General features: G+C 45.5%; 9 protein-coding genes. 4 read left to right on the top strand and 5 right to left on the bottom strand.

Annotation, left to right across the window (positions count from 1 at the left end):
• A complete protein-coding gene (locus AB4507_RS07360; protein WP_017065822.1) occupies positions 1-714 on the top strand; it encodes a class I SAM-dependent methyltransferase in 714 nt (237 codons plus the stop codon).
• 75 nt (positions 715-789) lie between these two features.
• On the opposite strand, the gene chrA is transcribed toward AB4507_RS07360, so the two are convergent.
• On the bottom strand, positions 790-1938 hold the full coding sequence (gene chrA / locus AB4507_RS07355) for a chromate efflux transporter (RefSeq protein ID WP_372132611.1): 1149 nt from the start codon (positions 1936-1938) through the stop codon (positions 790-792).
• A gap of 100 nt (positions 1939-2038) precedes the next feature.
• Between chrA and AB4507_RS07350 the strand changes: the two genes are divergently transcribed.
• Complete coding sequence (locus AB4507_RS07350) at positions 2039-2965, top strand: LysR family transcriptional regulator (protein ID WP_372182470.1); 927 nt, start codon at positions 2039-2041, stop codon at positions 2963-2965.
• 233 nt (positions 2966-3198) lie between these two features.
• On the opposite strand, the gene AB4507_RS07345 is transcribed toward AB4507_RS07350, so the two are convergent.
• A complete protein-coding gene (locus AB4507_RS07345) occupies positions 3199-4272 on the bottom strand; it encodes a LacI family DNA-binding transcriptional regulator (RefSeq protein ID WP_372054916.1) in 1074 nt (357 codons plus the stop codon).
• A gap of 250 nt (positions 4273-4522) precedes the next feature.
• Between AB4507_RS07345 and AB4507_RS07340 the strand changes: the two genes are divergently transcribed.
• Together AB4507_RS07340 and AB4507_RS07335 are read left to right on the top strand one after the other, a co-directional pair.
• Positions 4523-6625 carry an alpha-galactosidase gene (locus tag AB4507_RS07340; protein ID WP_372182469.1) on the top strand — a complete coding sequence of 701 codons (2103 nt, stop codon included), beginning with the start codon at positions 4523-4525 and terminating at the stop codon, positions 6623-6625.
• A 102-nt stretch (positions 6626-6727) separates the two neighbouring features.
• Positions 6728-8422 (top strand): solute:sodium symporter family transporter, encoded by a 1695-nt coding sequence (locus AB4507_RS07335; protein WP_372182468.1) that lies wholly within the window; start codon positions 6728-6730, stop codon positions 8420-8422.
• A gap of 93 nt (positions 8423-8515) precedes the next feature.
• On the opposite strand, the gene AB4507_RS07330 is transcribed toward AB4507_RS07335, so the two are convergent.
• From AB4507_RS07330 to ygjJ, 3 genes are all read right to left on the bottom strand, one after another.
• Positions 8516-9856, bottom strand: coding sequence for an MATE family efflux transporter (locus AB4507_RS07330; RefSeq protein WP_372182466.1), 1341 nt, complete (start codon positions 9854-9856; stop codon positions 8516-8518).
• 392 nt (positions 9857-10248) lie between these two features.
• The gene (gene ygjK, locus AB4507_RS07325) at positions 10249-12636 is read right to left on the bottom strand and encodes an alpha-glucosidase (RefSeq protein ID WP_372182465.1); all 2388 of its coding nucleotides are present in this window, start codon (positions 12634-12636) and stop codon (positions 10249-10251) included.
• A 15-nt stretch (positions 12637-12651) separates the two neighbouring features.
• A complete protein-coding gene (ygjJ, locus tag AB4507_RS07320; protein WP_372182463.1) occupies positions 12652-13716 on the bottom strand; it encodes a protein YgjJ in 1065 nt (354 codons plus the stop codon).
• Positions 13717-14145 lie beyond the last annotated feature (429 nt).

The following is a 14145-nucleotide window of genomic DNA, read 5'->3' as shown; positions in this document are numbered from 1 at the left end:
ATGAGAATAAACAAGGATGAAGACAAGGAGTGGCTCGATTATTTGTCCCGTTTCAGTGATGAATATGACGAGCGAGTCTACGAAAGCAGTACAACAGGCTATGTGATGAGGGCGGGTCATATAGCGTGTGAGAAGCCTTTCAGTAACAGAGAGCATTTCTCGAAGGTGCTAGAAGTGGGTTCAGGAACGGGTGAACACTTGAGACATGTTCAGCATAGTTTTGACGAGTATACGGTCAGTGATGGCGATTCTGCCGCACTTGAAGTGGCAAAAAGGCAACTCAGTAACACCAGTACTTATGACAAGCTCGTTTTTAATGTAACGAATGCACGAGCGTTAGACTTTGAAAGCAACTGCTTTGATCGTGTTATTGCGACACATATATTGGAACACCTTTATGAGCCTCATCTTGTGATTAAAGAATGGCTTAGGGTATTAAAGCCGGGCGGCACTTTGTCCATTTTGATTCCTACAGACCCAGGTATTGCATGGAAGGTTGGTCGTTATATGACGACAAGAAAACTTGGAGTGAAAAAGGGGTGGAACTACGATTACATTATGGCGAGAGAACATGTTAATCCCTGCAATAATTTGATCGCCTTTTTAAAGTACTATCTCCCTGATAATAAACACTCTTTTTGGCCGTTAAGCCCAATCCCGCTAATTGATTGCAATTTGTTTTTTAACTTCCATGGAATCAAGCCTGCTAGTTAAAGGTTCGACGGCTCCTATCGTTCAGTCGTAAGCAAGAAGTTAGGTATTCACTAACTTCTTGCTTCGGTTAGATCTTTAGTTAACAAAGCCAGTAAGAGCGCCGAATAGCATAAACATGCCGACAAGCCCTACGATTGGCATCTTGACCGTTTTCAGTAGCCACACACCTATGATGATCAGAGCGAAGTCTAAACCGCCACTCACCGCACTTGTGAAGATCGGCTGATACAGAGCCGCAAGTAGTAACCCGACTACCGCCGCATTCACACCAGTAAGAGCGCCTGCCACTAAAGGTTTGCTTGCAATCGCCTGCCAGTTCTTCAGTACACCCAGTAGTAATAAGAAGCCCGGTAAGAACACAGCAATCGTTGCGAGTAGTGCGCCAGTGATCGGTGCCGATGGCATCAATACATAACCTAAGTAAGTAGCAAGTGTAAACATAGGCCCTGGTACTGCCTGTGCTGCTGCATAACCTGTTAGGAAGGCATCTTGAGACAGTTGGTCACCAATACCATTTTGTAGCAACGGAAGTACCACGTGGCCGCCACCGAATACTAAGCTACCTGCTTGGTAGAACAAGCCAAATACTTCAATGCCTTGAGAGTAAGCACTGAATAGAGGCAGACCAACCAGTAAAGCAACGAAAATCACGAGTGGTGTTAACGATATCTTGTGCGTCGAAGGTACTGTTTTTAATTCGTGTGAGGTTAAGAACTTACTGCCAACCATAGCAGCAAACAATAGAACTAATACCTGAGGCCAGATCCCAGGAATTAAAAGCAGAACAATCGCGGTGATCACACACAGTGCTGTTGCTATCTTTGATTGGCAAAAGTTTTTGTACATGCCGAAAGTGGCGTCAGCCACAACCACGACCGCGAGTAGCTTAAGTCCGTGGATGATAGAAATGAAAAGCGGTGCTTCCAACAACTGATTGCTCACTAAGGCCAATATCAACATTAGGATGACAGAAGGGGAGGTGAAGCCTACAAATGCGGCAATCGCACCGGTTAAGCCACCTTTTTTGTAACCAACCGCGAAGCCAACCTGACTTGAGCCTGGACCCGGCAGAAATTGACTGAGGGCGACAATTTGCCCGTACTCTTCGTCGGATAACCAATTCAGTTTCTCAACAAAGGTTTTACGGAAGTAGCCAATGTGTGCCGCTGGTCCACCGAAGCTAATCCAGCCAAGCCAGAAAAAGGTTTTAAAAATTGAAAGCATGATCGATTCCAGATAAATGTTTAGCGTAATTTAGGTGGAGTTGAACTATGATTCAAATTAATTGTTTTAATTATAATTATGAATGATATGGGATTGATTTGTGGCTGATTTTAACTGGAAAGGGGTCGACCTTAACTTGTTGATTGCACTGCAGGCTTTGTATAAAACGAATAGCGTGAGTAAGGCTGCTGAGCGTTGTTATGTCAGCCAATCTGCGATGAGCCATAGCTTACAAAGGCTACGAAAGTTGTTTGATGACCCTTTGTTTGAGCGTGTAGGTAGCAAGATGGAGGCGACCGACCGAGCCATTGAACTATCAAGTACCGTGGACGCGCTACTGAATACCATCCAGTCTGAAGTTCTGTTATCTAAATCGTTTGATGCAGAGACTTATAAAGGGACTTGGAAGATTGGTCTCACTGATTATGCCGAGCAGATGTTCGCTCCAATATTGTTTGACCTGATTAAGCAATCCTCTCCTTATTCTCAAGTAGCGTTGTTCAATGTAAACCTGAGTAACTACCAGCAAGTCTTTGACGATGCCAAGCTTGATATGACGATAGGCAGCTTTGGTGAGGTACCAAAGCAATATCGAACAAAGCATTTGTATACGGAGCAACATGTTTGTTTACTTGATCAATCGGTTCTATCTATTGAGGAGCCGATGTCGCTAGAACAATTTGTTGCTGTCGAGCACGCGCTTGTTTCCCCTGCAGGGGCTTTAAAGACGGGAGTGGACACTCGTTTAGGTGAACTCGGTTTAAGCCGGAAAGTCGCGATATCTTCCAGTAACTTTTTAACTGTTAAACGACTCATTCGTGGCAGAGAACTATTGTGTATTGTCCCCAAGCTAGTCGCGCGCAAGGATATGGATAGTGAAGAAACCTTACTAGCTGTGAAGCCACCAATTGATGTTCCAGATTTTGATATCCAGCTTGTTTATAGAAAGGCAAAGCATTTAGATGATAAAAATAAACGACTTAGAAAGTTGATTACTAATGCGATCTCATCTGTGATTTCCGAATAGTTTATTGTGTCGGTTAATCGTCAAATTCATATGAATTAATTTTAGAAAAATCCGGTTTATTATAAGAACCCGACTATACTTAATTTACGACTCAAGGCAGTCGTAAAGAATAGGCTTTTTGATTTACCTAAGTAAAAAAATTGGTTATATCCTCATGATATAGCTTAAAAAACTACCAGGCTAAACGGACTTAGTTGGTCTTAAAGCGCTAGCTCCCCCTAGCGCTTTTTCTTTTATGTCGATTCTGGCAAAAGGGTCTGAATTCTTTTCAGCAGTTGCTCGATCTCTTGTTTTTCATAGTGAGCCGTCACCTTAGGTTGGCTACTTTCTCTTGGGAGTAATGCAGTTTCGATATGGTGCTGCAGTAAAGCATCTTGTGAGTTAGCGTTGAGCTTCTCTGCAAGTACCACAGCTTGTCGACCAATCGTGGTGAAGTCTTGTTTGATGGTGGTCAGTGGTGGATTAAAAAACGCACTGTCCTCGATGCCATCAAAGCCGACGACCGCAACCTTGTCAGGGACTGGAATCTGCAGTTCTTGCAGTGCGCGTAAAACCCCTAATGCCATTTGATCACTGGCGACCAACACAGCATCAAATGGGATTTGTTTCGCAACGGCGTCTCGAATGCCAAGGTAGCCACTTTCCGCTTGCCAGTTTCCTTGATGTTGAAACTGTACCTGACAGTTTGCATCTGATAGCACACCCAACCAACTCTGAAGACGGATTTGTGAGGCACTGGATTCGTTAGGCCCGCTGATCAACAAGTATTCAGAGCGACCATTTTCAATAAGATGCTGAGCCGCCAGCTTTGCGCCCTCGGCGTGATCGCCGCATATATAGTTAACTTGGCTGTTAGAAGGGACATCAATGAAGATGAGGTTCAAGTGTTGATATTGTTCTACCAGCAATTCGGCGTCTGCACTCTTTAAAGGCACATTGAGAATGATGCTGTCGACCTGTTGAGCCATCAGTTCACGAATAGCCTCGCGGGTGTTGGTGAGGTTCGGTTCGGATACTACAGAAAAAGCGGTGCCATACCCCATATCGTGAGCCTGCATTCGTACACCGTTAGCGATCATTGCGGCGCCATGCAGTGCCATATCGAGCGTCACTAACCCTATGCTGGTGGACTTGGAACGGCTGAGCATTTGAGCCCCTTTATTGGGCACATATCCAAGCTTCTTTATCGCAGCATTCACTTTGTTTCGAGTGGATTCTGCGACATCTTGCGAACCGTTCGTCACCCTTGATACTGTTTGAGTCGATACGCCAGCCAGCTTCGCCACATCTTTAAAAGTTACACTCATCACACCGTCCATCGAATATTCCCGTCGTTCGATGAGCTTATCCAATTTAGCGAAATGAAACTCTGCTCCCTTTCAAAAAAATGTCATTTGAAACATTAAATATGTTTCCGGAAACAGTCGATCTTGTGCAAATTTTAGCAACGAATAAGTGTTTTTAGATCACGTTATTTAGCCTTTTTAGTACTAATTTCAGTCTTCAAGTTCACTATTAATTTTAGTTTATGTTTACGAAAACAATATGAGATTGGCTATGAGCGAATTTATTCATCTAACAAGTAAAAACCACAGTTTGATCATCAAATCGGGCCGTACTCCAGAGGTTCTTCACTGGGGCGCAAAGATCGCCAGTATTGATGAAGATCTTTTGTTATCAACCGAGAGACCGATCTCTCAAGCACGCCTTGATGTCGATGTACCGCTTTCTCTTTGTCCTGAATTGGGTAGCGGTCATTTTAATGCGCCGGGAATAGAAGGGCATCGTGATGGTTTTGATTGGGCACCCGTTTTTAATACCGTCCGCGTGGAAGCTCAGGTTCAGCAAGCCACTTTTGTTCTAGAAGACACCGTGTCTAAGCTTGAATTGACGGTTGAAATTAAACTGGATTACGAATCGGATGTGGTTCAAAAGCGCATCACAGTAACCAACAAAGGGGGCAGTAAATACTATTTAAATAAGCTGTCATCAACGTTGCCGCTGCCAAACCACGCCAATGAATTGATGACGTTCCATGGTCGTTGGTGTCATGAGTTCCAAACGCAACGTCAGCGTTTTGAGCATGGTGGCTTCATGCAAGAGAACCGTCGCGGCCGTACTTCACATGAAAACTTCCCTGGCATGTTTGCAGGAACGCAAGGTTTCTCAGAACAGAATGGTTTGGTGTGGGGCTTCCATTTAGGTTGGAGTGGTAACCACCAAATGCGTGCTGATGTTCGCAGTGATGGCCGCCGCTTTGTACAAGCGGGAGAGTTATTGTTAGCGGGTGAATCGATTCTAGAACCAGAGGCTACTTACCAGACACCTTGGCTCTATGGCTGTTACAGCAACTCTGGTTTGAACGGTATTGCTCAACGTTTTCAGCAGTTTGTTCGTGACAACATTATTCAATTCCCTACCGATAAACCTCGCCCTGTGCACTTAAATACTTGGGAGGGCATCTACTTCGACCATAAACCGGAATACATCATGCAGATGGCAACCGAAGCCGGCGCAATGGGTGTTGAACGATTCATTATTGATGATGGTTGGTTTATTGGTCGTGATGGCGAACGAACGGCCTTAGGCGATTGGTATCTCGATGAAGTGAAATACCCAAATGGCTTAGAACCTGTGATTGAACACGTTAACCAACAGGGGATGGAGTTCGGGTTGTGGGTTGAACCTGAGATGGTCAGCCAAGACTCAAACCTATACCGTAACCATCCTGATTGGGTCCTAGGTTTGCAAGGTTATCATCAACCGTCTGGTCGTTGGCAGTATGTTTTAGACTTGCAGAATGAAGCGTGCTTTGACTACTTGTTCTCTCGCCTTGATATGCTTCTGACTACGTACAATATCGGCTACTTAAAGTGGGACATGAATCGTGAATTAGTTCAGCCGGGCCACCAAGGTAAGGCGGCGGTGCATGGTCAAACTGAAGCCTTGTATCGTCTCGTTGATCAACTGAATCAAGCACACCCTAAGGTCGAGATTGAATCTTGCTCATCAGGCGGTGGTCGCATTGATTTTGAAATCCTTAAAAGAACACATCGATTCTGGGCATCCGATTGTAACGATGCATTGGAACGACAAGCCATTCAAAAAGGCATGAGCTACTTCTTCCCACCAGAAGTTATGGGTGCGCACATTGGCCCTGCTGAGTGCCATTCAACCAATCGTCGTCACAGTATCAATATGCGTGGTGTCACCGCTTTGATGGGGCACATGGGCGTTGAACTTGACCCGGTTAAAGAGTCGCAACAAGAGAAGCAAGCTTTCTCTCACTACATCTCTCTGCATAAGCAGTTCCGCCATATTTTGCACTCAGGTCGTAGTTTCCGCATGGATCCCGCGGACAAAAACCAGAACATCTATGGGGTGCAGAATGATGATGAAATGCTGATCACCGTGTGTCAGTTGGCCATGCCTGAATACGCTCTGCCATCACCACTTCGTATTAGCTGCGTGGAAGACAGTGCGCTGTATCAAGTGAAGTTAGTGGAGATGCCACAAACCAGTTTCCAACTCATGAAGCAACGCCCTCAATGGTTAGATAAAACTCTGACTTTAAGCGGCGATAACCTCAAAGAGATTGGATTGACCTTACCTATTCTCGACCCAGAGTCTGCCTTGATTGTGCATCTAAAAAAGATGTGAATCTCTGACTCTGAGTACCCCTACAAACAAAAATCTAAATATAAAAATTATAATCGGCAGCGAGGTATTGCTGCCGCAATAACTCAACTTAAGGAAAACAAAATGTCTATTACCGTTCTGTTGTCATTTTTGTTATTTACTGGGTTTGTAGTCGCGTTTACCTACAACAAAGTGAAAAATGACAAAAACACCTCACAAGATGGTTTCTTTCTTGGCGGAAGAAGCTTAACCGGTGGCTTAATTGCCAGCTCACTTATCTTAACGAACTTGAGTGCCACCAGTTTCGTGGGCATGAGCGCACAATCTTACACCCACAACATGAGTGTCATGGGTTGGGAAGTGGCTTCTGGTGTCACCTTGGTGATTATTGCTTTAATGTTAGTTCCTCGTTATTTGAAACAAGGTATCACCACCATTCCTGATTTCTTAGAGAGCCGCTACGACATGTCGGTGAAGAAGTTTGTGACGTTACTTTTCTTGTGCCAATACGTGATCAACATTTTGCCTACCACACTTTACGCGGGCGCTGTTGTTTTGGGTGAAATCTTCGATGTTCAGGCCCTGCTAAATATTTCAGAGTTTAGTTCAATTGCACTGATTTCGGCGACGATTGGTCTACTTGGCTTCTTTTACGCGATTTATGGTGGCCTAAAGGCGGTTGTAATTGCAGATACCATTAATGGCGTAGGCTTGATTGTTGGCGGCATGATGATCCCTGTGTTTGGTTTGATGGTACTGGGCGAAGGTAGCTTTGGTGCTGGCTTAGATATTCTGCTTTATGCCGCGCCAGAGAAGCTTCAATCGGTGGGTACAGAAAGCGATCCACTGCCGTTCTCAACATTGTTTACTGGTCTGCTTTTGGTGAACTTGTACTACTGGGGTACTGATCAATCCATTATTCAACGCGCATTAGGTGCTAAAAACCTGAAAGAAGGTCAGAAAGGTGTAATCCTTGCCGGTGCGATTAAGGTTATCTCTCCGCTGTTCTTGATCATTCCAGGCATCATCGCTTTCCACATGTTTGGTGCTGATGCGGGCAACCCAGACACCATGTACACCCGTTTAGTTAATGAAGTTTTGCCTAAGCCGCTGGTGGGTTTCTTCGTTGCGGTGATGTTTGGTGCGATTTTGAGTACCTTTAATGGTGTGTTGAACAGCTCAACGACTCTGTTTGCATTGAACGTGTATAAGCCGCTATTCGGACAAGGTAAAACCGATGAAGAGCTAGTGGGTAAAGGGCGTATTTTTGGTGTCGTGATTGCGATTATCTCGGTATGTATCGCACCATTCATCATGTACGCACCAGAAGGTTTGTTCCAATATCTACAAATGGTGGCAGGTTTCTTCAGTGTGCCAATCTTCACTATCGTGTTTGTCGGCTATATCTCTAAACGTGTACCAGCTGTAGCGGCGAAAGTGGCGTTGGTGGTGTTTGTAAGTTCTTACGCTGCAATGCAGTTGGTGTTCAAAACTCCGATTCACTTCCTACATCAATTAGCGATTCTGTTCGTGGTATGTACCGCGTTGATGTTCATCATTGGTTACTTTATGCCGCGTGAGTCTGAGTACGTGATGCCAGTCAATGAGAATATTGATGTGACACCTTGGGAGTTCCGTTTCGAGGCTTCGGCTATTATTCTTTACATGGTGCTTGGTGCTTACGTTATGTTCTCGGATGTGGGTTTTGTATCGGACGATCCAACCATCATGCAAGTTTATGGCGTGTGTGGCATTGTTATGTTGCTCGGTATTTTTGGACGACTAGCAAAGCGAAAGAAAGCACTTGCGACCGCGTAGATGAGTTCGGGTAATTAAAAACGAAAACGCCGCTCTTTGGAAATAGGAGCGGCGTTTTTCGATCTTGTGAAGATAAATGGAAGGCTAAAAAGTCTAAAAAGAGAATCGAGTCCATTTCTTAGCTCGCCAGCGATAGGCCATGATGATTCCACGGAACCACTCGTCCATCGCGATTGCCATCCAAGCACCCAATACGCCATAACCCCAATGCACGCCAAGCAAATAGCTCATGGCAACCCCAATGCCCCACATGCTGAGAATGCCCATTTTGATCGGGAATTTAATGTCGCCAGCAGCCTTTAGACAAGAGATAAAGATAAGGTTAAATACTCGTCCAGCTTCAAGAATGATGGAACCTGCAATCAGTGCCGCCGTTAGCGCAATGATCTCTGGATCTTGCGTGAACAGATCGAGAATTTCGAAACGGAACACATACACCATGCAGGTGATCGCGGTTGACGCGATAAAGCCAACCACAAAGTAACGTTGCACGCGCTTGGTAATCTCGTCGATCCAACCCTTACCAATGTAATAGCCTGTTTGGATTTGGCTGCCTTGACCAATTGCCAGTGCAAACGCAAAAGAGAGGCGAGCGATGTTTTGTGCGTAAGTAAACGCAGCCAGTGAAGACGTACCCATCTGCACTACAAAGAAGGTAATGCTGATCTGAGCCATGTTATAAGAGAGCACTTCTCCAGCGTTCATCGAGCCGATCTTCATGATTTTTTGATAGATGGCTTTCGGCACAGATTTAAACTGCTTCACTGGTAGATAAATCCCTTTGCTTCTGACCACACCAATCAAGATCAACATTCCGATTACTTGGCTAATGACGGTCGCGGTCGCAACCCCATGCACGCCGTATACAGGCAAACCAAAAGGTTGATATAAGGCACAGTAGTTACCGAATACGTTGATGACACCTGCAATCATATTGATCACCATCGGTGACTTTGAATAGCCATGACTGCGCAAAATAGTGGTGAGAACCACACCTATGGTTACATTGAAGGTGAGAGCACCACTGATGAACAGGTATTCTTGCGCGTACTGTTCGACTTGAGGTTCGAGTTGATAAAGCGGGATAAAATATTCAGCAACAAGAACGGCAATCACACTCAGTAGCACACCGGCAATAATGGCCAGAATGATACTTGCTACACCCACGTGAGCGCTCTCTTGAGTGCGGGAAGCACCATTGTATTGCGCGATTAGAATACCCGTACCACTGCTGACCATGGTCGAGACAATGATCAGGAAAAAGGATATCTGAGAAATAACACCAACGGCAGACACGGCTTTGTCCGAGTATCCCGATAACATGAATACATCACTGGTGTTGAGTGCGGTTCTTAAAAGAACTTCGATAAAAATTGGCCAGGTGAGCGCAACGATTCCCATACGTTTGTTTAGGGTGGAATCAGCATTAGGCATTTAGGTTTTCTCAAAAAAGGGGTAGACGACACTATAGTTTAGCTATTATTTAGTAAACGACTATCAAATTAGTGTCCGGAAGGCTAATAAGGATAAATAAAATTCGAATAAGTCTTCAGAATTCAATATTTCAGTGAGGGTGATGAAATTTTTGAATGGGATTTCATAGCAAGAGCACTCTTTGCTTTTTGTGAGTAAAAGCTTGCCTGTGTTAGCTGAGTACAACGAACAGAGTAAAAGGATCATGGTAGGCCAAATAGTCTAAGTGCTTGTTTTTCGCTTACGTTACTTCAGATATAAAAAAGGCACTCAGCGAGAAACTGAGTGCCAAAGTCTGAAATTTATGAGGTTAGATTTTCATTGAATTTCAGAAGACAGGTATAGGTTTTTACTTACTCTGCGTCAGTAAAGAAATCGTTGTATAACATGTATAGGTGGGCAGCACTCCAAGAGAAGTTTGGAGCACCTTGTTGTTCACCGTTTAGCGGGTTGTAGTTCTCACGGATAGGACCGTCTTGTACCAAGCCATCGGCGTGGTCGAAGAATGCGCCTGCCATTTCAATCGCATCGTCACGGTAGCCGTAGCTGTCCATACCTTTTAGGCCGAAGTAGAACTGGTCTACCCATACACGTCCACGCCAGTAAATATCTGGGCCAAATGCTGGGCTAGAAAGCGCTGCTGTGCCCAGTGGAACGTAGGTGTTGAACTCTGAGGTATCTTTCATCACAGAGACCACGGCATCAGCGTGAGCTTGTGTTGCTGCACCGTTGAACAGTGGTGACCAACCCTCAGGGCCTTTACCACGCTCGACAATCGGTTTGCCTGCGCAGCCATTGGCTAAAGGCTTGTCTTCAATACGAATGTCATAGAAGAAGTTAGTGCCTTCGTCGAACATACAGGTGTTGATGTAGTTCGATAGGTGCTCTGCTTTTTCACGGAACTCTTTCGCTTCTGCGTCTTTACCTAGAATGTCAGCCATTTCTGCTAGGTACTTGTTATCGCTGTACATGTAGCTTGCTTGGTCAACGGACTCTTGCAGCAATGAATAGCCAAGCAAAGTGCCGTCTTCAGCGCGGTTTTGAGCGAACTCAACATCCCAATCGCTGCGCTTACCACCGTTTGCAACGTATGCGTCTAGCTGGTCTTTATCAATGAAGCCAAATGCGGCTGCATCGTCACGGCCTGATTCCCAAGATGCAGCCGTTTGTGCGGGGCTCTCGATGTAATCGTAGTTGCCTTCTGCTACCACTTTATCCAGTGCTGCTTGTCCTACGACTGTTTCGTGCTTATCGCCACGAACCACGGTGAAGTACATTTCACCTTCAGGTGTGTTGTGTGCTTTGTCACGAGCAGCGCCATACTCTGGAACGCCATTGCCGTTGTTGTCACGGTTGCGTAGCCACCAATCATGGTATGCCACTAGTTTTGGATACATCTCTTGTAGCCAAGTTTCGTCGCTGGTGGTTTTGTAGACTTCCATTACTGCCCATGCTGCTAGGCTTGGTTTGGTATTACGTTCATTCCAGTTACCGCCATCGCCGCCACGTTCTGGACTTAGGTTGTAAGCGAGTAGATCGGGCACGTAACCTTCATCCCAAGGACGAACGGCATCGTCAGCCTGAATTTGGTAAGCGAACATCGCGCGGATGTTATCTTTCGCTACATCTGGGTTGAAGTGAGCCATTGCGTAGGCTTGCTTCCATGTGTCCCAAGGCCAAGTTTGGTTGCCCGAGAACCAACGCGCCGTCACGGATGGTGTCACAGAGTCAAACTCCATCGCACCTGCAGCGCCACGCCAGTTACCGTTTAGGGTTTCCATCGCTTTAACCGCAACACGCTCTTGCTCTGGTGTCGCGTTCGGGTTGGTTAAACCCATCTCAAGATAGCCTTCCCAACGTTCTGCTGATGCGGCTAAGAAGTCGGTAGGGTTTGCCATGATCTTTTTGATTTCAGGCTGTTCCGCTTGCGCTTCTTCTGCCGTTAGAACATGCGAGTATGTGGTGTAGATAGTCGTCGATGCTTCAATGTTTGCCGTTGAAGTAAACGCTAAACCATCAACCGTGGTTTTCGTTGGAATCGACTTGTGAACTTGGTATTCAGACTCACCAGAAGTCAGTAGATCCCATGTCGAACGAACCTTACCGAAGGTCACCTTTAGGCCATCGTCGGTTGCGACGATTTGACGGTCATACTCAGGGTAAGTTTCAGCGATTGTTTTGTCGGTTTGTGCCACGCCTTCTTTGGCGTGCGTCTTTTCTAGCAGTTCACCATCCCACACTAATTCAACCGGTGAGTCGGTAGTGATTTTTGTTTCTAACAGAGAGGTACGGTTTGAAGCAAAACGCATCGTCATTTCTACGGTCACATCGTCAGATTTTAGCGTCTGAACCAATGCGCCCGGTAGGCTATAAGCTTCCATAGTGAAAGCCACTTTTTTGCCGTCTTTGAACACGCTTAGGCGGTCGAAGTTATCAGCCATGAAGTTGATATATTCTTCGGTAAGCAGTGCTGTACCTGGGAATCCGCCCATGCCTTCTGCACTGTCTGGCAGTAGGTGACCGTGCCATGCGCCTAGGTCGAAGAATGGGTTAAAGCGTTGGTGGTCATCGAAGTCGTAGTCACGCATGTATTCAGGTGAGCCAGTACGGTCGATAACGTTCTTAAATTCGTTGGCTTGCAGTTGTTCTGTGTCAGAGCCAGAGATTGAGTTTGAAGCACAACCAGTAACGACAAGGGCTGCACCGATAGCGAGAGCTGCGAATGATTTATTCAGTTTCATGATCAATTCCTGTTATTACCAGTAGAAGTATTGCATTGCGAACACCTGAGCGTCGCCGATTTCAGTGTCGCTGCCTACGCCAAAGCGGCTATCGAAAGCAGTCGCAAACGCGCCGTTGCCGTATTCATACCAAACGCCAGCATTGATGTAAGAGGTGATTTCTTTGTCGCCATTGTCACCGTCAAAGTTTGCGTAGTTGTAGGCTGCAGATAGGTAAACGCCTTGTGCCGCTTCGTACCAAGCACTGGTTTGAATACCAGACTCGCTACCGAAAGACTCTTGGTTGCCTTTATCGGTATCATGCCAAACACGAGTGGCGAAGTTTTTGTACTCAGCACCCAATAGCAATAGTTCACCACCATCGTTGTTACGAACTTCACCACCACCCATTAGGGTTAAGTCGTCGGTCAGATCGTATTGGAGGTAACCATTGACCATGGCGTTCTTATCTTTCCATTGGTCTGCGAAGCTGTCGTATTTACCGAAGTGAACAAGAGCATCGTCTTCAGAGAAGTCAGACTCTGGCGCGAAAGAAACGCTGTAGCGAAGCTTGCCTTCTAGGTTTTGAATCTTCACACCAAGGTGCACGTCTCGCGTGTTTGAGATCGCGTAGCCGTATTCAACCGTAGGGTCACTCCACCATTGAACGTCATCTAATGAAGAGTCCATACGACCAATCATGAATTCTGTTTTGTTATCTGTGCGGTAGCCAGCGTAAAAGCGGTTGAAACCACCTTCAAAGCCGCCCCAGCCGTGGCCCGTTGCCCAAGCATTGCCTTCGTCGTCGGCTTGTACTGTCCAGCCTTCCATATAAGCAAGACCAAACCAATTACCGTGCTCGATAGCCAAGCCAGCTTCAATGTAAGTACCGTCTGCGTAGCGGCCTTTATCATCACCTTCGAGTGCCACGTGACCACCAAGGCCAAGCTCACCATAAAAATTAAATAGGGTTTCAGTTTCTGTCTGAGGAGGCTGAGTATCACTGTGGTTTGCTGCGGACTCTTCCGCGTGGGCAGTGGTACTTAAGGCAGCAAGAATACAGCTTGTAATAAGAGTGTTTTTAGTAAAACTACTTTTCATTTTAATCACTTCTGTGTCGGGGTTATAAATGAAGGTTCGCAAGCAGTTCTGACTTCTAATATGGGGTGATCTTCAAGGCGTATTGGTCAGGTTACTTACGATCGCAAAACCAATATTAATGATAATTTTGATGTTTAAAATTAATTAAGTTTAAAAGTGTGATCTATTTTTAGTAAATATTTACTTTGTTTTTATTTTGACTTTCAGTTGAATTTGCAGAGGTATGGCTAGGGTTATAAGTATTCGGGAGGTGAATTGTTTGATGGGTGGTTAGATTGTTGGTTCGAATGTTTTGATTCTTGAATGGCTTTGATTTAATCGAGATGGTTAGTGGAAATGTACCGACAAATAAAAAGGCACTCACCAAATGTGAGTGCCTGAAGTTTAAATGCGAGTGCCTGAAGTTTAAGTCAGAGTGCCCGAAGTTTA

Source organism: Vibrio sp. 10N.222.54.A3, assembly GCF_041474095.1.
Taxonomy (GTDB): Bacteria; Pseudomonadota; Gammaproteobacteria; order Enterobacterales; family Vibrionaceae; genus Vibrio; species Vibrio crassostreae_C.
The sequence above is the reverse complement of the archived record's forward strand: the minus strand, read 5'-3'. Positions and strand labels throughout refer to the sequence as shown.

Coding starts and splice junctions, on each gene's coding strand:
- ygjJ (WP_372182463.1), bottom strand. CDS start 13,716: ATGAAAAGTAGTTTTACTAAAAACACTCTTATTACAAGCTGTATTCTT.
- AB4507_RS07345 (WP_372054916.1), bottom strand. CDS start 4,272: ATGAGTGTAACTTTTAAAGATGTGGCGAAGCTGGCTGGCGTATCGACT.
- AB4507_RS07340 (WP_372182469.1), top strand. CDS start 4,523: ATGAGCGAATTTATTCATCTAACAAGTAAAAACCACAGTTTGATCATC.
- AB4507_RS07330 (WP_372182466.1), bottom strand. CDS start 9,856: ATGCCTAATGCTGATTCCACCCTAAACAAACGTATGGGAATCGTTGCG.
- chrA (WP_372132611.1), bottom strand. CDS start 1,938: ATGCTTTCAATTTTTAAAACCTTTTTCTGGCTTGGCTGGATTAGCTTC.
- AB4507_RS07360 (WP_017065822.1), top strand. CDS start 1: ATGAGAATAAACAAGGATGAAGACAAGGAGTGGCTCGATTATTTGTCC.
- AB4507_RS07335 (WP_372182468.1), top strand. CDS start 6,728: ATGTCTATTACCGTTCTGTTGTCATTTTTGTTATTTACTGGGTTTGTA.
- ygjK (WP_372182465.1), bottom strand. CDS start 12,636: ATGAAACTGAATAAATCATTCGCAGCTCTCGCTATCGGTGCAGCCCTT.